Genomic DNA, 23,693 nt, shown 5'->3' with positions numbered 1-23,693 from the left:
TTGATAATAGGAGGATCTGCATCACAGAAACTTGCTGCTAAAGTTGCTTGGAGTTTAGAAGAAAAGTTAAGTCCAATTGAAACCAGACGGTTCCCTGATGGGGAACGTTATATACGGGTAAAAGGTGAAGTTCCAAAGGAAGTTGTTGTGATACAATCAACAGGATATCCTCAGGATGAAAACCTTATGGAGTTATTCCTGTTACTTAAAAATCTTAAAAGCTTGGGCGTAGAACGGACCAGAGTTGTGATTCCTTACTTTGGTTATGGTAGGCAGGAACGTAGATTTAAGAGTGGAGAAGCAGTTTCAGCAGTTATAATAGCCGAACTACTTGAAGCAGCAGGTGCTTCAGAAATATATTCTGTTAATCTTCATGAAAAAAATATTAAACAATTTTTCAACATTCCTGTTCATGAAATATCTGCAATGCCTATGATAGCCAATTATATCAAGGAAACGATTGATGATCCAATAATTATAGGACCTGACAAAGGAGCGCTTGGATTTGCAGAGGAAGTTTCAGGAATATTGAAATGTGAATGTGATTATCTTGAAAAAACAAGGATATCACCAGAAAAAGTGGAAACTAAACTTAAAAATCTAGATGTTGCAGAAAGAAATGTTGTAATTATAGACGATATTATTAGTACCGGTGGTACAATTGTTAATGCATCCAAAATATTGAGGGATCTTGGAGCAAATAAAGTTGTAGTTGGGTGTGTTCACCCTGTACTTGTTGAAGATGCTCTTTTAAAAATATTTGCTGCAGGAGTCGATGATGTATTCGCCACAGATACGCTTAAATCTGATGTAAGTACCATATCAGTTGCTTCTTCTGTTGCAGGCTATTTGAAAAAATATGAATAAAAATTATATTTTTTTTTTAATTATCAGTTTCATATAATTATTATTGATAATTTGAATTTCCTAACTTTCACTATTGATTATTTACTTTAATTACATTTTTGACATCCTCCAATTTATTTCGTATGACTTAAATTCTAATACCAAACTTACTAATAATTAGAATTACTTTGGGGGACTAATAACGGTTAGTAGATTACAAAAGTTTATTGAGAGACATAACGTATGCCGTTTGTGGGTAATAACCTTAATTTTAGTTTTAACAATAATTGGTGTGGGCTTAATCTGGTTCACATACAGTAATACTGATTAAGAATTAATTAATATTGAAAATCAAATTGATCCAAATGTTGTTGAATCTGGATTTAATTCAGAGGACCTCAAAATTCCTGACACCGCAGAAAAGGCAACTACAGGAATTTATGTTGATCTTGTTAAATCTATATCTCAAAAAGATGATAGTTGGACAGTAGATTTTTATATATGGTTTAAATGGACTGGAAATGTTGATCCAGGCGAATTTTTCCAGGTTGTAGATGGAAGTATTGACAATAAAGAATTAATAAAAAATTCAACCAATGGAAATGAAAAATTTGCATTATACAAAGTAACTTCTACCATTACAAAAAAATTTGATATGTTCCGTTTCCCTGTAGATAATCAGTTTTTAACTATTGATATTCAAGATAAACAGCTTGGAATGGATCAGTTGGCATATGTTCCGGACACAGAATCTTCAAAGATTGGTGCAGAAGTAAATATACCAGGATATACCATTGAGATTCTTAATAACACCAATGAAAATGGTTTGAGGATGGTGCAAAAACCATATTTCTACAATACCACAATGGGTGATCCTTCTATGAATGATACAGTGTTCTCCCAGTTAAGAACTGGAATATTTGTAACCCGTGAAGATTTGACTGTTCTTTCCATATCACTTATAGGAATATTTATAGCTGTATTTGCAGGATTAATGTCACTCCTAATTTTATCCTATCAGGGAAGGTTTTCATGGAAGGAAGTGCTATGTTTGTTGGTATAACCAACATGGTTCTTATAACAAATTTAGCCCCTGCAGGAATTATCACTGTTGGACATTTAATAACAGCATATGGTTTATTCATTATTGCATTGTGTTACTTGAATCTGCATTTTCAATAAGATACTTTAAGGGCGGTAATGAGGAATTAGCACGAAAATTGGATATTGCAACTTTAAAAATACTGGCTATCTGTTTCATAATAACTGTAACGGCCATAATTGCAGTTGCATGGTAAAATTTATGTTTTAAATTCTCTATAAAATAAGATATGCTTACAAATAATTTAAAAAAAAATAGAATTAAAATATGAAAATAATTAATAGTATTATTCCTTAACCAGAGGATATTTTATTAGTTGGCGAGGCCTGTTTTCTGTGCTACATATTCCAACTGATCTTTCTGAAGGATTCATATCACCATGTGCTAATTTTTTAATATCTTCCTTCTGTTCTTCTGTGAAATCTCCAAAATAAATTTCATTTCCCTGAATTTTAATAACATCATATTCAACAGGACATGTTTCAACAGAAGGTACCAGTACACAACCCTTTGAGCTTACATCCTGCTCAAGATCTATCATCCACTCTCCATCAAATGGACTTGTCTCGTTTAACATATCAACAAGTGATTGCATATGGGCTGTCACATATCTAGCCCTATTATTAAAGTCCACATGTACTGCGCCTTCCAGATCAGGAGATTCATCTCCCAATGTATAATTTCCTTTAGCATGAATAGTGAAAAATGGTACTTTACCCTCTTCATCCAGGAAGGATCTTATGAATATATCCCAATTATCATCAATAAAAATAGCTTCCCGTTCAATATACATCACACTTCCATCTGGATTCTCAATGGTTTCAATGATTGGACTGTGCCACTTTCCCTTTAAATCTTTTCTTTTCAACATTTAACTAACCTCTTCAGTTTAGTTCATTTAATAAAATAAAAATTCAAATAATTTCAATGCTACAAATTCTTATTCAAAGTGGATAATTTTTGACTTGTTTTGATCTTATGGTACAATAAAAAAAGTAAGATTTTAGGATGAGACATCCTAACTTCTTTTGTTAGCAGGCTCCATATTAACTGATCTGCCCTTGATTTTTGCTCCACGCATAGAAGAAATTACTTCGCTAGCACTGGCTTGAGGTACTTCAACAAATGAAAACTTGTCGAATACATCTATTTTTCCAATGGAACCGCTTGAAAGTCCGGTCCTATCGGCTATAGCTTTTATAATATCCCTTGCTTTAGCCCTGTCCTTTCTTCCTATGTTAATAAAGAATCGAACTTGTCCTGATCCTGCACCAGTATCTCCGAATTCTTCGGCTGATGCCTGAGGACTGTTGCCTGATTTTTCCATAACAATCCTTAAAAGAGCTGCAGCTGTTTCTACTGAACTGTAGTCTTCTGCCATCATCTTCTCAACCATATGAACTTCTTTATCGAGTTTTTCATTGTTTATTATTCGTTTAATCTTCTCGAGGAAGTTTGTTGTTTTGATCTCTTGGACATCACTAATGGATGGTATCTGCTGTTGTTCGATCTTAGTTTTTGTGTACCTCATTATGTCCCTTAGTTGATAAACTTCTTTTCCAGAAACAAAAGTATAAGCAATACCAGTTTTACCTGCTCTTCCTGTTCTTCCTATTCTGTGAACGTAGTATTCATCATCATTTGGCACATCATAGTTGAAAACTGCTTCTACATTTTCAACATCTATTCCACGTGCAGCAACATCTGTAGCAACTAGGATCTCTATGTTTCCTGATCGGAACTTGGACATTACACTATCCCTCTGTCTCTGACTCATGTCTCCATGGAGGCCATCAGCAGCATATCCCCTTATTTGAAGGTGGCTTACAAGTTTGTCAACTCTTCTTTTGGTGTTACAAAAGACAAGAGATAATTTAAAGTCACTAATGTCTAAAAGGCGTGAAAGTACATCTAATTTCATTTTTTCTTTCACTTCAAAATAGATCTGCTCGGTTTCTGGTACTGTAAGTTCCTTGGGTACAACTTTCAAAAATTCTGGGTCATCCTGATATCTTCGGGTTATGTACAAAATATCTGGAGACATTGTTGCTGAGAAAAGAAGTATCTGTCTCTCATCAGGTATGTAATCCAAAACAAACTCTATATCCTCTCTGAATCCCATATCAAGCATTTCATCGGCTTCGTCAAGAACTAAAACTTTAACTTTTCCCATATCTAAGGTTCCACGCCTCATATGATCCATCACTCTACCAGGTGTGCCTATTATAATTTGCACACCCTTTTTAAGTGCTTTAATCTGCCTATCTATTGGCTGGCCACCATATATGGGTAATACAGAAACTCTCTTCATGTATTTTGAGAGTTTTTTCAGTTCTTCTGCAACTTGAATTGCAAGTTCTCTGGTTGGACACAGTATAACTGCCTGGAGATCCCTTTCGGATGGGTCAACCATCTCCAGTATTGGTATTCCAAAGGCTGCTGTTTTACCTGTTCCTGTCTGGGCCTGACCAGTAACGTCTTTTCCCTTTAGGACATGTGGTATTGCAAGAGATTGAATCGGAGTGGCCTCCTCGAATCCCATGTCTTCAACAGCTCTCTGTATCTCGCTAGATATATCTAAATCTTTAAATCTAAGTTTTTCCATTTTATCTTCCTTTTACCTTCCCGGAATCCAATAAAAAAATAGGCTTTATACGCTCAAAATGTTATCTTTCGAATTTAAATCTCTTTGATATCAAAAATTAGTACCTACTAAATTAATTTGAATCCAGGATCAACTTTTATTTTTATTCAATAAATTAATCCTATTGTAAAATATTTGTTATCCACACTTATAATACTATGTAAAATCCGGATATGAAGAATTGTTGAAAAATATCTGAAAAAAGAAAGACCTCAAATATATAATAAATTTAAAAATTAAAAAAAATGAAAGGAAATCCTTTCGTTATATACAATTTAATTAATCCTCAGTGGGTTACTGGTTTATGTGGTTTCTGAAGTATTCCCTTTGGAACTATATCAGTTATTTTCTTCATCTTTTCAATGAGACCTTCTTTACCATTACCAATAAGTGCATGTTCTAATACGTCGCTCATATTCTCTACTGGAATGACTTCAATTTTATTCTTGTATCTTTCCTCGATCATAACATCATCCATATTAGCAGCAGGTATAAGGACCTTTTTCATTCCTGCCTCAGCAGCAGCTTCAATTTTACCAGTAACTCCACCTACAGGCATAACATCTCCCCTAACACTTAATGATCCGGTTAATGCAACTGATTGGTCTACTGGAACGTTTTCAAGTGCAGATACAACTGCTGTTGCAATTGATACACTTGCGCTGTCTCCTTCAACACCATCGTATGCTTGAAGGAACTGTATGTGTATATCATGATTGGATATATCAGTACCTGTATTCTTTTTAATCAAAGCACTGACGTTCTGAACTGCTTCCTTAGCAATTTCTCCCAGTTTACCAGTTGCTATAATTTTACCTTCATCCTTACTCTGTGCCGGAGCTGATTCTGCAGCTATTGGGAGTAATATACCGCTTCGATCACCTATTATTGCCAGACCGTTCACCCTTCCAACTTCGCTTCCCTCAGATTTGAAGACACTGTACTTTTTCCTCTGAACTATGTATCTATCAGCGATCTGTTGTTCGAGTGTTCTTGCAAGTTTTTTAGCACTAATAACATGAGCTATTGTAACACTGTCTGCACCTTCACCTTTAGCAATGTCACCAGCTGCCCTTACAAGACCTCCAAGATCTCTTAGTTTAAGTGTTAATGAATCTTTTTTACCTGCTCTTCTCTGTGCTTCACGAATTATTTCTGCAACGGCTTCTCTGCTAAAGTGAGGTATTCTACCATCCTTTTTAACTTCTTGAGCAATGAACTGAACCAATTTATCACGATTTTCTGGTGTGTCCTGCATGGAATCCTTCATGAATACTTCGTAACCATAACCCCTTATTCTTGAACGCAATGCAATATGCATTCCTTCCAGAACTTGAAGATTTCCAGATGCAACCAAAACAAAATCACAAGGTACTTCCTGTGAACGTACCATTGCACCGCTGCTGGTTTCACTCTGTCCAGTTATGGAGTATTTTTTCTCCTGCATGGCTGTTAAGAGTTCCTGCTGCGTTTTCATTTTCATGGTTCCAATCTCATCAACATATAATACTCCCTTGTTGGAACGGTGTATCATTCCTGCCTCAACACGTTCGTGTGCGGGTGTTCCAAGTCCTCCTGACTGATAAGGGTCATGCCTCACATCACCTAATAATGCTCCTGCATGTGAACCTGTTGCGTCAATAAATGGTGCAGTATTCTTGCTTTCATTATTTACAAGAAGTTTTGGGACCATAACAGTACTACGAGGTTTCATTTGCATCATAACAAGTAGAACAATTCCTGCAGCTATGATGGCTTCTAGATATTTCTGTAATATGAACCCCACGACGATAATAAACCCTATTATAACCATCATGAACATGTTTTTCTTTTCTTCTTGACCCTTGGCCTTAATTTTGTAGTTCATTACAACCTTTTTACCCTCACCAGCAGGCATTGCACCAATGAGCGGATTGTGATTGTCTTCCATATTGGGATATACTAAGATGTCTTGGAGTTCTTCAGGTGGCAGAAGTTCTGCCATTCCCTTTGCAAGCATTGATTTACCTATTCCAGGCTCCCCAATTAAAAGTACATTTCTTCTTTGTTTCGCTGCCTTGAAAACGGTCTCAACAGCCTCTTCCTGGCCGATAATCTGATCTATTATTCTATCAGGGACATCTATATCTCCCGAAGATTTATAACTTCTGAAATCAAGCTTTTCTTTGAATGAACTGTTTGAATGTGAATTTGAACTTGCCATAATCTATGACAGCCTCCTGAATTTTGCATAATACAAAAATCAACGTGTTTTTTAAGCTATACTGTTGATAATATATTACACGATCTTGTATATTAGATTTGTCTTTTGAATTTTCAAATATTTATTTATTGTATCATTTATAGTTTTTTTTTCTACAGTAATTTTTTTTTTTTTTTAGTAACTTCAGGTATATAAAAGCATGGGTTAAGGAAAAATCATATATGATTGATAAATTATTATCCGCTTCTAAGTATAAAACGGGTTGTAATAAAAAAAATAATAATTTACAAAGTTTAATTCAAGAGAATAAACCCATAATATCTATTTTTAATGTTAATCTCTGAATTTAATATATTATATATCATAAAAATTAACTGAATTTAACTAACAATTTAGATTTATGCATCATGTATTAAACGTTAAAAAAATAAATGATCTCAAGTTGTAATTAGTTTACTAAAAAAATTTAATAAAATTTATAATATTCAAATTTATTGGAGGCCAAAATTGCATCCTAAAAACAAAAAAACATGTATAATGGTACAGGGAACCTCTTCTAATGCAGGTAAAAGTGTTGTGGTCACTGCACTGTGCAGAACATATGCAAAAAGAGGTTACAAAGTTGCACCCTTTAAATCTCAGAATATGTCGCTTAATTCTTACACAACGAATGAAAATGCAGAGATTGCAATGGCCCAAGTTATCCAAGCAGAGGCTGCCGGGGTTGAACCATCATATAATATGAATCCAATACTTCTTAAACCTAAAGAAGATTTTGTCTCCCAAGTAATTGTCCATGGAAAACCCGCCGGAGACATGAACTTCTACCATTATCAGAATAATTTTAGAAAAGAAGCACTTGAAGCCATTGAAAGCTCCCTTGAAGCTTTAAAGAAAGATTATGAAATTATTGTAATTGAAGGTGCTGGTTCTCCTGCAGAAATAAACATGTTGGACAAAGACCTTGCAAATATGCAAATTGCAAGAATGGCAGATGCAGATGTTATTCTGGTTGCAGATATTGATCGTGGCGGAGTTTTTGCATCAATTGCAGGTACATTCTCTCTTCTACCCGAAGAGGATAGAAAACGGATCAAAGGGATTATTATCAACAAATTCAGGGGAAATCTTGACATACTAATGCCGGGAATACGCCAGATAGAAGACATTGTGGGAGTTCCAGTACTAGGTGTTTTGCCGTACGATGACAGCCTTAAACTCCCTGAAGAAGATTCAGCTTCATTATCTGAACACAAATACTCATCTAATGGTAGGATAAAAATTGGGGTTATGCGACTGCCGAGGATATCCAACTTCACGGACATAGATCCTTTGGAATATGAACCTGATGTTTCAATAAAGTTAATTGAAATGTGTGATGAAATCGGTACTGTTGATGCATTGATTATTCCCGGCACAAGAAACAGTGTTAGCGACCTAGTTGCATTAAAAGAATCTGGTCTAGCAGATGAAATTAAAAGTCTGTCCTCCAAAATTCCAATTTTTGGAATATGTGGAGGCTATCAAATATTGGGCAACGATATCATAGATGATAATTTTAAGGAATCCAAATATGGGAGTGTGAAAGGTTTAGCACTTCTCGATGTTCAAACAAGGTTTGGAGAAGTAGAAAAAATAGTTACCCAGAGCCAAGGTAAAGTACTTGATGAAGGGATGTTTGAATGCATGAATGGGAACATTATAGAGGGTTATGAACTTCATGAAGGACTTTCTTATCTTAGAAATTCAAAACCCCTTTTGGAGGTTACTGAGGGATGTGGTAACAATTATGAATCAGGTTTTGATGGTGCTGTAAATGGATTGACTGCAGGAACCTACTTTCATGGAATATTTCATAATTTTCATTTTAGAAGGTTTTTCACAGATTATTTAAGAATTTCTAAGGGTTATGAAAAACTAGGGTTTGATCGGGATGATTTCGTTGAAATGAAAAATTTCTCAATCGAAAGGTTGGCAGAAATATTTGGAGAGAATATTGATATGGAAATTTTTGATAAAAAAATTAGATAAAAAATATTTAAAAATTAGATTTTATAGATATATGTTGTTATTAATTATCCTATTTTGTAAACTTTTTGGTAACTGCCTTAATTGCTTTTGTTTTTGCTAAAATAGATATTCTATCTCCTTTTTTTAGCATCATACCATCTTTTGGAATTTTTATTTCCCCATTCTTATGGATTGCTGCAATAATATAATCATCTGTAGGACTGATATCCCCAATTTTTTTTCCAACCATCTTAGCATTATCCACACTGAGTTCAAGTAGTTCAGCATTTCCCTTTCCAATTACTATCAAGTCTGCTATCTTGGGCCGTGTGATTAGCTTTTCTAGATAGCCTGCTGCAGTAAGCTCTGGACTTACAACCACATCTATTCCCACCTTACGGAAGGCATCATCATGATCAGGGTTACTAACCCTTGCAATAACTTTTGAAATATTGTAATCCTTAACAAGAATACAAGAAAGTAGATTTGCCTCATCATTTCCAGTTGCTGCAACAAAAACATTGGCATCAGCAATGTTAGCCTCTAAAAGAGTTTTTATATCAGTGCCATTTCCACATATCACCAATGCGTCAAGCTCTCTTGCAGCGTTACCGCATAAATCTGAATCATTTTCAATAAGGGTTACATCATGACCCACTGCAACTAATGAAGTTGCCAGAGTCAGACCCACCCTTCCCGCACCCATTATAACTATATACATGGTTTCACCGTTATTTACAAATTTAGCTGATTAATATTAATTTGATAAATGTTTATTAAGATTTAATTAATTCCTTAAGAAATCTTTTCATTCTTTGAACAAAGTTACATATAAACCCATACTAATTCTGAAAATTATTAAAATAGATATTCACATTCTTAACTAATTAGATATTTTTATTTAAAAAAATAGGAAAATAAAGGAGTTTAATTGATTAAAAACTTGAAACTCCTGCTCTTTTTATTTATCCAAGGAATGGTTTTGCTATGGTCAACATTATGATTACTGTCAGGATAATCCCTATCACAACCAATGGGATTCCTGCTTTGAGTATTTCCTTGATCTTCACATAACCCGTTCCATATGCCATTGCAACTGTTGGATCTGCCATTGGGAACATGAATGATAGAGAGCATGCAATAGCTACAGGCACTGCATAAATTCCCACAGGTTGACCCTGAGCAGCAGCAAGTGTAACTGAAAGTGGTATCAAAATAGCAGATAATGCTATGTTGGACATTACTTGCGTTATTAACACACCAATTATCATTAATAAGAGCATTATGGAAACAGTGGAAACATTAGTTCCAAGCATTCCAATTAAATCTTGTATCAACCAAGTGGCAGCGCCAGTATTCAGTAGTGCTGCTCCAAGAGAAAGAGCTCCTCCAAAGAATACTATAAGTCCCCAGTCAATATTTTTCTGAGCATCTTTCCAGTCTATTACCCCGCTTATGAAGTACAATGCAGCACCTATTAATGCAACAGAATAACTGTCAATTCCAGTTATACCTGTTGTAACCCATAATCCAATTGTAAACAACAATATTGCAAGGGTTATCTTTTCTGTTTTTGTCATTGCACCCATTTTACTTAGGGTATCGGTAATTGTATCCATTCCACCAACAATTCCTTTAACCTCCGGTGGAAATATCCAGCCTAAAAGCTTCCAAGTAACAAACAACATTATTATTGCAAGTGGAAATCCAAATATCATCCAGTTTGCAAATGGTAAATGTGTATATGCTGCCGCCATCAGGTTGGGGGCTGTTCCAATTTCGGTACCAAAACCACCGGCAAGTGAACCATAAGAAGCACCCAGTACCATTGCCTTTGCAAAGTTGCTGTTACCCTTTTCGGGTTCATTTACACCCATTAAAGGCACAATCTGTTTAATAATTGGGAGTAGCATTGCAAATGCAACAACATTCTCAATCCATGCAGAAAGAATACCCGTAGAAAAAACAGCTGCAAAAAGACTCATACTCGGACTGGTACCAAGTTTAGAAAGTAAGAAATAAGTTAAACGTTCAGCAAGACCACTTTTTCGTATGGCCTCAGCTAATATAAAACCCCCAATCATCAAGAATATGATTGGATTAGCAAAACCAATGACTGCATTGTTAAAACTCTCTATACCTAATAATGGTTGTAAAAATAGCAGTATTAAAGAAGTTACAGCCAGATGGAGTGCTTCTGTGGCCCACATTATTATTGCAAAAATCAAAAGAGCTATTGCAGCATGTCCAGAATAACTCAAACCCGGCAGAGGTATCAGCATAACAAATACAAATATAATTATGGCCAGAGGCAGACCAATTTGTTTAAGATTGACATTCGTTTTTTATCCCTCCCATAATTTAATCATTTTAAAATTATTATTTTTATTCAGAAAGTTCCGGATCGTATTAATTTAAATTTGAATTATTATCTAAAGATGAACTTCCTTACCTTTCCAAAAAATCACTTCTAATTATAGCTAATTCAATTATATGCTTTTATAATATCACAATGATCTCATCGGAAATAAGTTTCCTTTTACCTCCTATATAATGTTTTCTGATATATTATTACATAAATAACATAATTTAATCCAGATTAATAAAAATTATGTTAAATATAATTTAAATTTATTACTATTTGCAAAGCAGCATCGGAAATTCTCTTTATAATAAAATGATTAGTAACCTAAAAACTTATATAACATAAACCCAAAACCATGGTATGTTGTCAAGAACATTCTATGCGGTGTTAGTCCAGCCTGGTTAAGACTCTGGCCTGCCACGTCAGTGACCCGGGTTCAAATCCCGGACGCCGCATTGCGGTTGTAGTCTAGTCTGGTTAGGACTTGGGCCTTCCAAGCCTACGACCCGGGTTCAAATCCCGGCAGCCGCATCCTTTTTTAATTTATTATCAAATATTTATTCATTTTACTTGTTTAATAGGATTATTTTGAATATTTATAAAAAAAATCTAATCTCATACCATATTTTAGATCAAACTAAAAAAAGATAAAAAAAGATAAAAAAAATAGTACTAAAATACTAATTCATAATAAAAAAGAATGCCTATATTCAAATTAACAAATTTTTGAGTTAATATTCAGACTTTTAACACCATATAAACAACAATTATCATTTTTTTTAATTAAATAGGAACCAAAAGCTCTGCAGCTACCATCCTGCAAATGTCTGTTTTTGTTATAACTCCCACGGGTTTGTCATTTTCCAGAACTAGCAGGCCCGAAACATCTGCTCTCACCATTAAATTTGCAGCATCCTCAATTCCATTATCTGCATCTATTGTCATAACATCTTCAGACATTATATCTGATATTTTTAGAGTTGCCATTTCCTTGTTTGTAGGTCTCAAACTCCCTAAAACTCCTATTAAATCAGAGTAGGAAACAACACCCTTTGGATTTCCATTACTATCCAAAACAAATAATCTTCGTACACCTTCTTTATACATCTTTTCAAATGCTTCTAATGGCCGAATTTCTGGATCAACAGTAATTACGCCCTGATTCATGGCTTCTTTAACTTCCATTTTACTCCTCCAAATAGTTGTACATAATATTTCAGAACATTTTAATATTGTTAATTTATTGTTGAATATGATTAATATTATTGTTTAATGAGTGAATTTTTATTCAAATCATTCCATTCTCAATAACATTTGATTTCAAGAAATTTTTAGATTAATATTCATAATGAGGATAAGAGTAAAAAGTATTAAGTATTAATTTTATATAGTATGTTTGTGAATTATAGAAGAATAATGTAAATGTTTGGGGATAATTAATTTGTATGAAATATTTGTCTTTTTTAAGGACAAAATTTAAATAGTGCCAAATTTAGTATTATGGTATTATAAAAGGGGAGGGTATAACATGATGCGAATAAGTATGTCATTACCGAAAAAATTACTAAATGAATTTGACGAAGTATTAAAAGATAGAGGATACCAATCAAGGTCTAAAGGTATAAGGGATGCATTAAAAGATTATATAGTCAGATACCAGTGGATGAATGAAATGGAAGGCGAGAGAATAGGAATACTCGCAGTTATATACGATCATCATTACACCGGCGTTATGGAAGACCTAACCGATATCCAGCATGATTACAGGGAGTACATCAACGCTGTTATGCATGTTCACATGACAGAAAAATACTGTTTAGAAGTTGTTGTTGTTAAAGGAGATGTTAAATACATCCGTGATTTAACTGAAAAAATCATGAGATTAAAAGGTGTTGAACACGTCAAACTAACAAGTACAGCAAGTGGTGAAAAGATAGAATAATATTTTTTCATCTTATCCTCTTATTCATTTCAGAATAAGAATATTTAATTTTTTATTAATTTTAATATCTACAATTTTTTTATAATTTAAATGAAGGTGTAATAAACGTCCTATCATCATAACCTTACATCAGATACCGAAAGATTGGCAGGATTTTATGAAGCCATTTCAACATTAGCAAAAGGTATTGTATATGATATAGGAGCCGGTTCAGGAATTCTTTCTGCATGGGCAGCTCCAAATGCAGACCATGTTTTCGCGATAGAAATAAATAAATCCACGGCAAAACGAGCCAAAACAAACCTTGAATGCTTCAAGAATGTAGATGTTATATGTGCAGATGCCAGTAAAGTATCTATTTCTAAAAATGCAGATGTAATAATATGCGAAATGCTGGATACTGCACTTATTGATGAAGAACAAGTTCCAATTTTAAACTCCATGAGAAAATATTTGAAACATAATGGAATTATTATTCCCTATGGAATCATAAACTGTGTTGAACCAATTCAAGTTGAAGTTGAACATATATGTTATGATGAAGATGATAATCCTAAAAATCTGATTTTAGGAGAGCCATTATTCTACAGTAAAATAATTTTTGTTAAACACATAGATGAAACATTCCATAAATCAATAGATATGACTATAAAAACAGCTGGAATTGTCACTGCTGTTAAAATTACTACTTTCACATTAATTACAAAAAATATTATCTGCGGCCCTACACCCATGTTAAATCCACCATTAATTATCCCTGTAGAAAAGCTAAATGTTGATTGTGGTGATAAACTACGTTTAGATTTGTACTATATAATGGGCGGAGGATTGGAAAGTGTTAGAGCAAGAATTGAAAAAATTTCTTAAAGATCATAAACTTGTCATATTTTTATGCATAGGAAATGTTATGCGTGGAGACGATGCTATAGGTCCAATTGTAGCCAGAAAATTGAAGGTAATATTCAAAAAACAAAAGGATTTTATGATTATAAATGCTGAAACAGTGCCAGAAAATTATACTGGACTTATAAGAAAAGAAGAACCATCGCATATAATCTTCATTGATGCTGTTGAAATGGATATGAATCCCGGAGAAATAAAATTAATAAAAAGCAATGAAATTGCTAATTACAGTATTTCAACACACGCCATGCCAATATCATTTATGATCAAGTATATTGAATCATTTACAGATGCTAAAATTCTTTTAATAGGTGTACAACCTAAGAATATAGATTTATCAAACCAAGTTTCTAATGAAGTAAAAAATGGTGTTGAAGAACTTTCTAGAATTTTAAAGAATAATCTCAATGTTTAACATCAAATCAAAATATAAACATTCATTGATTGATTTGATACCTGCTAATTATTTGGTTATAACCTATTAACAAATTGAATCATAACTTTAATATAAATAAAAGATTGACTCTAATTAAGAAAGAATTATAATAAAATCTAATTTATTAATCAATGAAATTTACAATAATCAAATTTATTTAAAGTAAAATTGTGATAAAATGAAGATACTTTTTATAGGAGCTCGTCTTTTCGATGATGTAGCAATCTACAACAAAAAAAATTCCATAACAAGCATTATTACAGAATCAACCACAAATTCCCCCAACTTAGAACTTGCAGATTCACATCACATCGTTCCTAGGGGAATGGACGGACCAATGGAGATTGCTATTAAAGAGGATGTGGATGGAGTTGTACCATTGATAGGAATTGATGGGCCTCTTGTTGAAGTAGCAATTATGAAAGAAAATCTTGAAACCGAATATGGCATACCTGTTGCTGCAGCAGGAGTTCATGCAGCATCAATATGCGCAAAAAAGTATAAAACCAAAGAATTTTTGATTAAAAATAATATTAATACCCCCAAATGCTTTAAAATCTCAAAAAATAATCATGAGGTTTTAAATGGACAAAATATTAATAAAATCCCTCTGGTCTTGAAACAGGATGAAGGACAGGGCGGATTCGGAATTAACATCGTATCTTCGAAAGAAAAAATAGAAGAATATTTCATGGAATATGAAACAGCCATGGCTGAAAAATTCATTGAAGGACCGGAAGTTTCCATCGAAATTTTGAGATGGAAGGGAAAATCAGTACCACTGGTTCCAGTTTATAAGGGCGAAACAACACTTGAAGGAATCCATCCACTTAAAAAAATAAAAAAAGCACCTTTAGAATTAGATGGAATCAATAATACCAAAAATAACAAACAAATCCAAGACATTGCAGTTAAAATTGCAGATTCTATGGGATTAGAAGGAACAGCAGATATTGATATTATATTTGACCCTGAAACCAATGAAAATAAGGTAATAGAAATCAATGCCAGACCTAGCGGTACAAGATATATCACTTACGCTGCAACGAATGTGAATATCATGCATGAATTAATTAATATGGCATCTGGTAAATGGGATGCTTTAAAACTTAAAAATAGAATTAAAGATTATTCAGGTATTGAAATACCTGTGGGTAATTATCCATCTAATAAAAATAACTATAAATTTAGAGAAATTTCACATGAAACTCCCTGGCTTATCCACGGACCCCCAAATCATGAACGTATAACTGTTAGGGGTGAAACAATAGGTGCTGCTGTTAATATAGCTGAAAAACTTGAAATTTTGGAGAAAAATTCTATTTAATTTTCATAATTCATTAATTATAAAACAAAAGTATGTTAATTGAATATTAAAAGTTTAACACAAAACAATTAGAAAGATTACATAGATATATTTATTGCATTTAAAATCCATAAATGCAAGTTAATTCCAATAAAACAATTATAAGGTGGTAAATTGAGCAATATTCCTGTAGAAATTTTCATATTCTTACTTGCATTCATATCAACAGCATTTTTTACCCTATTTATAAAGAAGTTGTTGAAATATGCTGATGTAAAGGACAATCCAATTGTTACTGAACACAGCCATAAGGCAGGTACACCCACAATGGGCGGACTTGCTATTCTATTGGGGGTTCTCTTACTTGCATGCATTTTCTATACAGATAAAAGTCTTGTTCTAACTGTTATGATCATGATGACTGCAGGTGTAGTTGGTTTGATGGACGATCTAATCGGGTTAAAAACCAAGGAAATACAAAAAGTTATCAGGAATATCAGTCCAAATCCAGTTGAAATTGGAAGATTAACTATTAAAACAGGTGAAAATGCAAGGGTAACCACCCCCAAAGCTAAAAAAGACCTTGAAAATCTCTTAAAAAATAATTTGGTTGAAATTACTGGTGAAGCACCTATTAAAAGTGAAATAAAAGAGAATGAAAAAATTTTAGCCCAAATACTTGTATCGTTATTCCTTGTAGCTTCAGGGGCTGTTGGTGCTTCAGTACTGGGATTTAATATTGGATTGTTAATAATACCGGTTGTAATATTTGGAATTATTGGTTCAATAAATTCTGTGAATCTTATCGATGGAATGGATGGACTTGCAGCAGGAATTCTTGCCATAGCATCTGCTGCTTCCGCAATATTTGCAATTTCTACAGGAAATCCAAGTGGATCTTTACCATTTATTATACTAACCGGAGCATGCTTAGGATTTTTAGTTTTTAATAGATATCCTGCAAGTATTTTCATGGGAGATACAGGTGCCTTTGCCCTTGGTGCCGGTTATATGACAGCAGCATTTCTGGGAGATATTGTATACTTTGCAGTTATAGCAATTGCAGTTCCTATATTTTCAGTTATTGTAAGCCTTCTTCATAGAGCTCATATTATAAAACTGCCGGTAGAACCATTGCACCATACTCTTCATTACAAGGGATTATCCGAGAAAAAAATAGTTTTGCTTTACTGGGCAGCAACTATAATTGTGTGTTTGATTGCTTTATACGGATATAAAGTTCTTTAATCCATTAAAAGGAAATGAATAATATGATTGAGATCACAACATCTAGCCTGGCCAAAGTGTTGAATGGAAAATTAATAGGACCTGAAAAACCTTTAAAGGGTATTTTTACTTTTCTTAACCATGCTAAACCTGGTGATTTTGTTATAAGACATTGGATTGATGATAAAGGAGTAGAAATAGCAAATAAAAAAGGTGTTTCATGTATAATAACACAAAATCCCCAGGAAAAAGCTATTGAAATAGCCCAAAAATTGGAAATACCCATTATAATAACGCCCAAAATAGAAATTGCCAATGCATTTGCATTAAAATGGGCTGTTAAAAATTTTGCCAAAGATTCTCTTCGTGTGGTTGTTACAGGTACAAATGGCAAATCCACAACAACTCATATGATCTACAGTATACTTACTGAAGCAGGGTATAACACTTACACAAATACAGATGCTCAATCTGAATTTAATACTTTGATTGATCCAGTTGTTGCAAACCAATTAGCAGAATTTGAATATGTATCCGGTGAAAAAATTCAAGCATTGGTTATAGAGGTTTCAGAAGTTCAAGGATGGCTTGACAAACTTATGAAAGACCATGCACATCTCATGACAGCAGCAGTAGATCCAAATGTACTTGTAATCACAAATGTTGGCCTTGATCACATAGGTCTTGTAAATTCAATTGAAGAAACCTTTAATGAAATATACAGATCTTTAGAAGCTATTTCATCCAAAAATGAATCAGGAAAATCACATGACAACGGTACAAATAATGTTTATGCTGTTTTAAATTCTGATGATCAATTATTAATTGAAATGGGAGATCTCATATCCAAAGACAAATCTGTAAACGTCTCATTTTATGGTAGTTCAGTGAATGAATCGCTAAGTCAAGATGTAACATTGAAAACCGATGGTATTTATATCAATGAAAAAATTTTCCTGAAAATGGAGGAACTTCCATTTAAAAGCAAACATTTCATACAAAATACCATGGCAGCAATAGGGGCTACTTTAGCTTTAAATATTGATTTTGAAATTATTAAACATGCTGTTTCATCTTATAAACCTCTTGAAAGAAGATTCACTGTGCTTGGCACTGATCCATTAATAATTGATGATTTTGCCCACAATCCAGATGGAATAATTGCCACAATAAAAAGTGCAGCTAAAATGTGTAAAGGAGTTCTCTACATCGTATTTGCAATTAGAGGTTCCCGAGGAGAAGCAATTAATCGTTTAAATGCAGAAGCTCTTGTAAATGGACTTGAAGATGTTGATTATAACCTAATTGTTACAAGTAGTGCCGAAGCGGTTGATAATTTAAATACAGTTAAATTAGTTGAAAAAAACATTGTGCTTAATACCTTAACAGAACATGGTTTTGATTATGTGTTTCAAGAAAATTTATACCCTGCATTGAACTACTGTATTGGATCAGCAGGAAAAATCGATACTATATTGCTGATAGGGGCTCAGGGAATGGATCCTGCAAGTAAAGTATTGAAAAAAATTGTTAAAGATACAAATTAACCCATGGTACTTGATTATTTATTTCTATTTTTCTAATGGATTTAATGCTTTGTGAGTTACAGTAATATTTAATGTACCTCATGAAGAATATCCAATGTATTCAATAAAGAACTTTAATATAAAATGAGAATCGAGATTAGTAAGATAGATAAACAAAGATATTAAAGTACTTTCAATGCAAATTTAAGTAATAAAAAAATATAATGCGAGAAATTGTTATGAAATGTATAGTTATTGGCGCAGGTAATGCAGGACGTCCAGCAGCAAGGATCCTGAACCACACAGGAAATAAAGTTATTTTAACGGATAAAAAACTCATTGAAGAGTTTCCAGCTTCAGTACAGAAAACACTCAAAATAATGGAAAAAGAAGGAATAGAACTTCTTATGGGTTCTGATATCTCTTCCTGTATGGAAAATATTGATTCGGCTTATATATCTCCTACAGTGCCAGAAAACTCATCAATAAGACATTTAATCCATGATAATCATATTAAAATATTGACCAATGAGTACATTTCAGAATTAATAAACAATTTGCTGGAATTGGATGTTATAGGGATCACAGGAACCCTTGGAAAAACCAGTACAACACATATTCTGTCAGAGATCTTCAAAAATGCAGGTTATAAAGTATGGACTTGTTCATCCCGTATAGGCAATCTTCTAAGTGAAGTTATAGTTGATGGAATTATTGGTGGTCTTCACAAGAAAAACAATATAGCAGTTCTAGAACTTCCACATGGAACATCAAGATTAATGTCACAAGTAGATCTTAATGTTGGGGTAATTACCAACATTTATCCCGATCATTTGGATGAATTTGACTATTCAATGGAAAAATATATCGCCCGCAAATTATTCATTGCAAATTCAAGTAAGATTTTAATTTCAGGAATACAGTGCAAGGAATATATTGAACCTTTAAGAAACAATACAATTTATTACTGTGCAGAAAATGATAATTGTGAGGTTAATGGAAAATTAGAGAAGGGATTAATTGATATAGATTATAATATTCCAGAACTAGGGATTAAAGGCAGGTTTGAATCACCATTCAAATTACTCGGATACTATTTTGAAAACTCCATTGCAGCTTCTGCAGCTGCACTAGCGTATGGACTCAATGAAACTTCAATAATAAATGGTTTGAAAAGTTTTAAAGGAATTGCAGGACATATGGAGTATATTGGCAATTACAAAGGGAGAAAAGTACATTTTGATGCGGCATTTGTACCAGAAGGGCTTATCAATACACTTGAAAGCTTTCAGGATCAAAAACTTGTTGTTCTCATTGACAATCCCGACAGCACCAATCCAAGGGACAAGTACAAAGTAGGAGAAGTTGTTGGAAGATATGCAGATGTTATAATTTGCAGCGGATATAATGAAACAACAAAAAAACTTGATATTGAAGCAGCAAATGATGTTATTAATGGGGCTGCGGATTCTGAAGCTATTAAAATGTCTGTTGAGGATATGATAACCGCAGGAGATTTATCAATTAAATATTCAAATCCAGGATGTATTATTTTACATGTTGGTCCTGGTGCCATAACCAACTACGATGATGTTAAGTCTAAGATGATGATGGGTATCAAAGAGGGATGTAAAAAATATGAATAGCTCAGATAACATTAAAAAAACATTAGAAAATGATTCTAATGTTTATGGTGTTGTTGGAATATGTGGTGTTGTGGGAAACCTCATAGTAAGAATGTTAATGGATCGTAAACTCAATGTATTGGGTTCAGACATTCATGAAAAGAAAGATTGCGAATATTTATATACATTAACGGGTTATAATATCCCTTTATATTTAACAGCTCATCCTGAATCATTTTTGAATAAGTTAGATTATATAATTCCTCCCCCAAGTCTCAATGAAGACTCAGATCTTTATAAGAAAATAGCAGATTATAAAATTAATATTTTACCTGTTGAAGATTGTCTGAAAATTTTCAAACCTGAAAAACCCGTTCTATGCATAACTGGTACTAATGGGAAAACCACTACCACCACACTTTTGAAACACATATGTAGGAGTGCTGGTTTAAAACCCACAGAACACGGCTTCAGAAATTTGCAGGGAAATATTGATTATATACCACCATTACAAGCTAGACTTGCAGGTGATGTGGCTGTTCTTGAAACAGGTACATTTGGAAAAACAGGAGATCTTAAATTACTAGTTGAAAGTTGCGAACCAGATTGTGGAATAGTAACGAATATTAACCCGGACCATCTCGATCAAGATCATGATTTTATGGATTATGCAAAAATTAAAGGAGAATTTATTGAATACTTCAAAAATAAACCGATTATAGTGAATTCAGATGATCCTACTATTTTTGGTCTTGTTACTCAAGAAAATGTTATAACCTTTGGACTCGATCCTAAAAAATCGGGAGGGGGATACAAAACATGCTGGTGTGGAAGGCAAATTAAAATTGAAGAAACAATCACAGGTTCGGGTTTATACAGTTGTGAATGTGGTTTAACTAGACCGGAACCAGATTATCTTGCAATGGAAATTGATGAAACAAAGGGAAGATTCAAACTCCAAACAAAGGATTTTGTGGTTAATATACAAATGAAATTAGTTGGACTTCATAATGTGTACAACTCAATTGGTGCAATTGCTGCAGCTAGAGAATTCTTTAATATACCCTTAAATAATATTGTGGATGCCGTTGAAAGTTTTGAAGGTGTTCCCGGTAGAATTGAACATTTATTTAATTATAACGGTATGGATGTTATCCTTGATTACGGGCACAATCCTGCAGGTATTGAAACCGTTGTTACAGAATTAAAAAAGGTTTATAGCAGTATCACTGTTGTACTTACTGTTTCTTCCGAATCTGGAGAGTCGGGAGATAATGAAATATTAAGCAAAGTTCTAGAAATAGGAGATTTTATTGTTCCTGCTTCATTTGCCTCAAGGAAAGCTGCTGAAAAACAAAGTGAATATATTTCCTCGGGCAAAATCATACTCACAGACATGTCCTCAATTAAATTCAAAAAGGGCACCCTTGGAGCAACCTCTGATCAGGTGGTAGAAGGAGTTAAAAAGGGTTTAAATTGTGATACAAAGGCCTTAGTCTGTCTTGGTGAAGCAGCATATAAATACAAAGAAGATATTCTCAAATGTAAAGAATTAAAATAAAGATAAATTTTTTTTTATCATATTCATTAATTAATTTAAAGATACAAAATATCAAAATTTGTACATAACATTAAATCTATCAAGATCAGATCAGACTTAAGGATCAAGATAAGATCATATATAAATATTATAAGTGCATATCTATTGCACTGAAGTGGTGAAAGAATGTTCATAAAAATTAGAAGAGACACTTTAATCATCTTATTATTGGCCTTCATGCTTATCGTATCAGGAAGGGTCATGACTTACATGTCATATGCATCTTCCACAGATGTGGGAGATCAGGGAGTTCAAATATCAGGAGTGATAATTAAAGGAAATGACATAATACCTCTTGCTTCTATCAAAAGTAGTTTAGCAAACGTTGGTTTCAGATCAGGAAGTTATATACAAGGAGATACATTGGTTACAAGTAAACGTAAAATTCCATTGAATGAAGCTATAAATAATGCCAAAGAAGCTGTTGTACTTACAACTATTCCAGGTACATCTGTATCCCCAATTGCTGCAGCAGATGTACAGGTTGATAAAAATACAGGGTTAGTAACGGTGAATGTTATTGAAGACTATTCAAACATTAAAATTGCTGGGTTACCGGGTGTATATTAAGGAGTTGATGTTATGAAATCAAAAATATTTATCTGCTTAATATTTATAATAACCATTTCTATGGTTGTTAACACCGCATCTGCCACAATGAACGTTATAGTTATCACAGATCCTACAGGACAAGACCCGAATGGTGCTGCAGCAGGGAGTCAATCATGGCAAAAAAACATGTTTCAGTCTACATTTATACTATCAAAAAATCAAAACTTTGCAGTGCTATCTGGTGGTGAAGGAAACGAAACTCCAAGGCTTGGTGCTATAGTTACAGCCATAAATAGTCTTAAAAATGGTGCAACAGCAGCACAAGCTGCATCAACCGCTAATGGTTTCTCAGGTATAAGGATTATAGTAGGTGGGCCTAAAATAGGTGCCGCAGTGGGAGGATATTTCGATGCATATGTTGTTGTTGTTGATGCAAACAACACCATTACAATAACCCCATATAACGGTGGTTTGGCTGTGCTTCCTCCAGGATCACGAGGAGCAATAATTCACCTTTTAAACACCCCAGGTAACCCCCAATATGGTACTGCTGATGCTGTGCGTTTGCAAACAGCTGAATTAATGGGAAGAATGATAAGAGATGGTTATCCTGCAACTGATGTTGTAGCAGCTGCATTTCAGAATGTTGCTGTAAATGCAGGGGAAAAACATGGGGGAGGAGCTCTGAATCTTGCATCGGGAATTACAACAGGAGATATGTTTACTCCTACAGAACTTAACGAAACAGGTTTTCCAATGGATCAGCCTTACAGTAAAGTATGTCCAGTAGATGGTTGGAGCATCAGTTTCCCCGAAGCTGACAACTATGAGACCTGTCCTTTAGATGGAACTCCTCTTAAAACTCTAAGTGCTACAGAAGCACTTAACAATGCCATAACTGTTACAGGTAATACCACCTCTGTTTCGTCGTATGGAAGTGATGCACCAGGAATCTCAGATACAACTCAGGAAATAGTAGACGCATCTGTAAAAAAACACGGATTTAGTGCTATAGAGATAGCTAAGGACATTAATAGTGCCATAAGCAGTGGGCTCCTTGTAGGTGTTAATAATGTGGAAGCAAGCGATATTAATATAAACCAAAACCAAAAAGCTGTTGGTGTATATTACAAACCTCTCGGAAATAATAGATCGTCACCTCCATGGAATTTACCTATAAGCTCATCAATTTTAGATATTCTAGGAAATATACAAACTGCAATAGGATTGATACTGGTTATTCTAGTCTTGTTTAGAAGCACACTTATATCATCGTTCCTTAAAAAGAAATAGAACAAGTCAGGATCAGTGCATTTGAAAAGGATTTGTAAATAATATTGAGAAAATCTCAATCTATTTACAAAAATTTATTTTAAAAAAGTATAATATTTAATGTTAGTTAGAAG

The 23,693-nt window shown here is 33.7% G+C and carries 20 protein-coding genes, 2 tRNA genes and 1 pseudogene; 17 read left to right on the top strand and 6 right to left on the bottom strand.

The features are described from left to right. The 4 genes from K8N75_RS06130 (at position 1) to K8N75_RS06120 (ending at position 2,144) form a co-directional block, all read left to right on the top strand. Positions 1-867 (top strand): ribose-phosphate diphosphokinase, encoded by an 867-nt coding sequence (locus K8N75_RS06130; protein ID WP_223791214.1) that lies wholly within the window; start codon positions 1-3, stop codon positions 865-867. 634 nt (positions 868-1,501) lie between these two features. Continuing rightward, complete coding sequence (locus K8N75_RS06125; RefSeq protein WP_223791213.1) at positions 1,502-1,909, top strand: ligand-gated ion channel; 408 nt, start codon at positions 1,502-1,504, stop codon at positions 1,907-1,909. After that, positions 1,894-2,028: a hypothetical protein gene (locus K8N75_RS14090; RefSeq protein WP_255590833.1), complete on the top strand. Its 135-nt coding sequence runs from the start codon at positions 1,894-1,896 to the stop codon at positions 2,026-2,028. The genes K8N75_RS06125 and K8N75_RS14090 overlap by 16 nt, the downstream gene beginning before the upstream one ends. Then, complete coding sequence (locus K8N75_RS06120) at positions 2,001-2,144, top strand: hypothetical protein (RefSeq protein WP_223791212.1); 144 nt, start codon at positions 2,001-2,003, stop codon at positions 2,142-2,144. The genes K8N75_RS14090 and K8N75_RS06120 overlap by 28 nt, the downstream gene beginning before the upstream one ends. A 90-nt stretch (positions 2,145-2,234) precedes the next feature. Here the strand turns inward: K8N75_RS06120 and K8N75_RS06115 are convergent, their stop codons facing one another. The 3 genes from K8N75_RS06115 to lonB form a co-directional block, all read right to left on the bottom strand. After that, positions 2,235-2,819, bottom strand: coding sequence for a hypothetical protein (locus K8N75_RS06115; RefSeq protein WP_223791211.1), 585 nt, complete (start codon positions 2,817-2,819; stop codon positions 2,235-2,237). A 147-nt stretch (positions 2,820-2,966) separates the two neighbouring features. Continuing rightward, positions 2,967-4,553, bottom strand: coding sequence for a DEAD/DEAH box helicase (locus tag K8N75_RS06110; protein ID WP_223791210.1), 1,587 nt, complete (start codon positions 4,551-4,553; stop codon positions 2,967-2,969). A 325-nt stretch (positions 4,554-4,878) separates the two neighbouring features. Further along, the gene (gene lonB / locus K8N75_RS06105) at positions 4,879-6,795 is read right to left on the bottom strand and encodes an ATP-dependent protease LonB (protein ID WP_223791209.1); all 1,917 of its coding nucleotides are present in this window, start codon (positions 6,793-6,795) and stop codon (positions 4,879-4,881) included. A gap of 537 nt (positions 6,796-7,332) precedes the next feature. Between lonB and cobQ the strand changes: the two genes are divergently transcribed. Further along, positions 7,333-8,826, top strand: coding sequence for a cobyric acid synthase CobQ (cobQ, locus tag K8N75_RS06100; protein ID WP_223791478.1), 1,494 nt, complete (start codon positions 7,333-7,335; stop codon positions 8,824-8,826). Between the two features lie 49 nt (positions 8,827-8,875). Here cobQ and K8N75_RS06095 read toward each other — a convergent pair whose 3' ends face one another. After that, positions 8,876-9,526, bottom strand: coding sequence for a potassium channel family protein (locus tag K8N75_RS06095; protein WP_223791208.1), 651 nt, complete (start codon positions 9,524-9,526; stop codon positions 8,876-8,878). Between the two features lie 244 nt (positions 9,527-9,770). Continuing rightward, a complete protein-coding gene (locus tag K8N75_RS06090; RefSeq protein ID WP_420830713.1) occupies positions 9,771-11,114 on the bottom strand; it encodes a DASS family sodium-coupled anion symporter in 1,344 nt (447 codons plus the stop codon). A 437-nt stretch (positions 11,115-11,551) separates the two neighbouring features. Between K8N75_RS06090 and K8N75_RS06085 the strand changes: the two genes are divergently transcribed. Then, positions 11,552-11,625: transfer RNA gene (locus K8N75_RS06085), tRNA-Gly, on the top strand. A 2-nt stretch (positions 11,626-11,627) separates the two neighbouring features. Then, positions 11,628-11,701, top strand: a tRNA-Gly gene (locus K8N75_RS06080). 252 nt (positions 11,702-11,953) lie between these two features. On the opposite strand, the gene K8N75_RS06075 is transcribed toward K8N75_RS06080, so the two are convergent. Next, positions 11,954-12,355, bottom strand: coding sequence for a CBS domain-containing protein (locus K8N75_RS06075; RefSeq protein WP_223791207.1), 402 nt, complete (start codon positions 12,353-12,355; stop codon positions 11,954-11,956). 346 nt (positions 12,356-12,701) lie between these two features. Between K8N75_RS06075 and nikR the strand changes: the two genes are divergently transcribed. The 10 genes and pseudogenes from nikR (at position 12,702) to K8N75_RS06025 (ending at position 23,580) form a co-directional block, all read left to right on the top strand. Beyond that, positions 12,702-13,112, top strand: coding sequence for a nickel-responsive transcriptional regulator NikR (nikR, locus tag K8N75_RS06070; protein WP_223791476.1), 411 nt, complete (start codon positions 12,702-12,704; stop codon positions 13,110-13,112). A gap of 120 nt (positions 13,113-13,232) precedes the next feature. Beyond that, positions 13,233-13,979 (top strand): annotated as a pseudogene (locus K8N75_RS06065) (methyltransferase domain-containing protein); the annotation flags it as partial. Continuing rightward, complete coding sequence (hycI, locus tag K8N75_RS06060; protein ID WP_223791205.1) at positions 13,948-14,430, top strand: hydrogenase maturation peptidase HycI; 483 nt, start codon at positions 13,948-13,950, stop codon at positions 14,428-14,430. The pseudogene K8N75_RS06065 and the gene hycI, both read left to right, overlap by 32 nt. Positions 14,431-14,629: 199 nt before the next feature. Continuing rightward, a complete protein-coding gene (locus tag K8N75_RS06055; protein WP_223791204.1) occupies positions 14,630-15,778 on the top strand; it encodes a pseudomurein biosynthesis D-Ala-D-Ala ligase in 1,149 nt (382 codons plus the stop codon). Positions 15,779-15,931: 153 nt separating this feature from the next. Next, entirely contained in the window at positions 15,932-17,005 is a 1,074-nt protein-coding gene (locus tag K8N75_RS06050) for a pseudomurein biosynthesis MraY family phospho-N-acetylmuramoyl-pentapeptide-transferase (protein ID WP_223791203.1), read from the top strand. A 23-nt stretch (positions 17,006-17,028) separates the two neighbouring features. Further along, positions 17,029-18,531: a pseudomurein biosynthesis peptide ligase pMurE gene (murE, locus tag K8N75_RS06045; protein ID WP_223791202.1), complete on the top strand. Its 1,503-nt coding sequence runs from the start codon at positions 17,029-17,031 to the stop codon at positions 18,529-18,531. A 218-nt stretch (positions 18,532-18,749) separates the two neighbouring features. Next, positions 18,750-20,156, top strand: a complete 1,407-nt coding sequence (locus K8N75_RS06040; RefSeq protein ID WP_223791201.1) for a pseudomurein biosynthesis peptide ligase pMurD1 — start codon at positions 18,750-18,752, stop codon at positions 20,154-20,156. Next, positions 20,149-21,696, top strand: a complete 1,548-nt coding sequence (locus K8N75_RS06035) for a pseudomurein biosynthesis peptide ligase pMurC (RefSeq protein ID WP_223791200.1) — start codon at positions 20,149-20,151, stop codon at positions 21,694-21,696. Before K8N75_RS06040 ends, K8N75_RS06035 begins: the two co-directional genes overlap by 8 nt. A 165-nt stretch (positions 21,697-21,861) precedes the next feature. Beyond that, positions 21,862-22,305: an Mfer763 family protein gene (locus tag K8N75_RS06030; protein WP_223791199.1), complete on the top strand. Its 444-nt coding sequence runs from the start codon at positions 21,862-21,864 to the stop codon at positions 22,303-22,305. 12 nt (positions 22,306-22,317) lie between these two features. Then, positions 22,318-23,580: an Mfer764 family protein gene (locus K8N75_RS06025; RefSeq protein WP_223791198.1), complete on the top strand. Its 1,263-nt coding sequence runs from the start codon at positions 22,318-22,320 to the stop codon at positions 23,578-23,580. Positions 23,581-23,693 lie beyond the last annotated feature (113 nt).

Source organism: Methanobacterium spitsbergense, from assembly GCF_019931065.1.
Classification (GTDB): domain Archaea; phylum Methanobacteriota; class Methanobacteria; order Methanobacteriales; family Methanobacteriaceae; genus Methanobacterium_B; species Methanobacterium_B spitsbergense.
The sequence above is the reverse complement of the archived record's forward strand: the minus strand, read 5'-3'. Positions and strand labels throughout refer to the sequence as shown.

Excerpts from the sequence above, each read along its gene's own strand:
- K8N75_RS06040 (WP_223791201.1), top strand. The coding sequence starts at position 18,750 with ATGAAATGTATAGTTATTGGCGCAGGTAATGCAGGACGTCCAGCAGCA.
- K8N75_RS06095 (WP_223791208.1), bottom strand. The coding sequence starts at position 9,526 with ATGTATATAGTTATAATGGGTGCGGGAAGGGTGGGTCTGACTCTGGCA.
- nikR (WP_223791476.1), top strand. The coding sequence starts at position 12,702 with ATGCGAATAAGTATGTCATTACCGAAAAAATTACTAAATGAATTTGAC.
- cobQ (WP_223791478.1), top strand. The coding sequence starts at position 7,333 with ATGGTACAGGGAACCTCTTCTAATGCAGGTAAAAGTGTTGTGGTCACT.
- K8N75_RS06075 (WP_223791207.1), bottom strand. The coding sequence starts at position 12,355 with ATGGAAGTTAAAGAAGCCATGAATCAGGGCGTAATTACTGTTGATCCA.
- K8N75_RS06035 (WP_223791200.1), top strand. The coding sequence starts at position 20,149 with ATGAATAGCTCAGATAACATTAAAAAAACATTAGAAAATGATTCTAAT.
- murE (WP_223791202.1), top strand. The coding sequence starts at position 17,029 with ATGATTGAGATCACAACATCTAGCCTGGCCAAAGTGTTGAATGGAAAA.
- K8N75_RS06025 (WP_223791198.1), top strand. The coding sequence starts at position 22,318 with ATGAAATCAAAAATATTTATCTGCTTAATATTTATAATAACCATTTCT.
- K8N75_RS06125 (WP_223791213.1), top strand. The coding sequence starts at position 1,502 with ATGTTCCGTTTCCCTGTAGATAATCAGTTTTTAACTATTGATATTCAA.
- K8N75_RS06055 (WP_223791204.1), top strand. The coding sequence starts at position 14,630 with ATGAAGATACTTTTTATAGGAGCTCGTCTTTTCGATGATGTAGCAATC.
- K8N75_RS06115 (WP_223791211.1), bottom strand. The coding sequence starts at position 2,819 with ATGTTGAAAAGAAAAGATTTAAAGGGAAAGTGGCACAGTCCAATCATT.
- K8N75_RS06110 (WP_223791210.1), bottom strand. The coding sequence starts at position 4,553 with ATGGAAAAACTTAGATTTAAAGATTTAGATATATCTAGCGAGATACAG.
- K8N75_RS06030 (WP_223791199.1), top strand. The coding sequence starts at position 21,862 with ATGTTCATAAAAATTAGAAGAGACACTTTAATCATCTTATTATTGGCC.
- K8N75_RS14090 (WP_255590833.1), top strand. The coding sequence starts at position 1,894 with ATGTTTGTTGGTATAACCAACATGGTTCTTATAACAAATTTAGCCCCT.
- lonB (WP_223791209.1), bottom strand. The coding sequence starts at position 6,795 with ATGGCAAGTTCAAATTCACATTCAAACAGTTCATTCAAAGAAAAGCTT.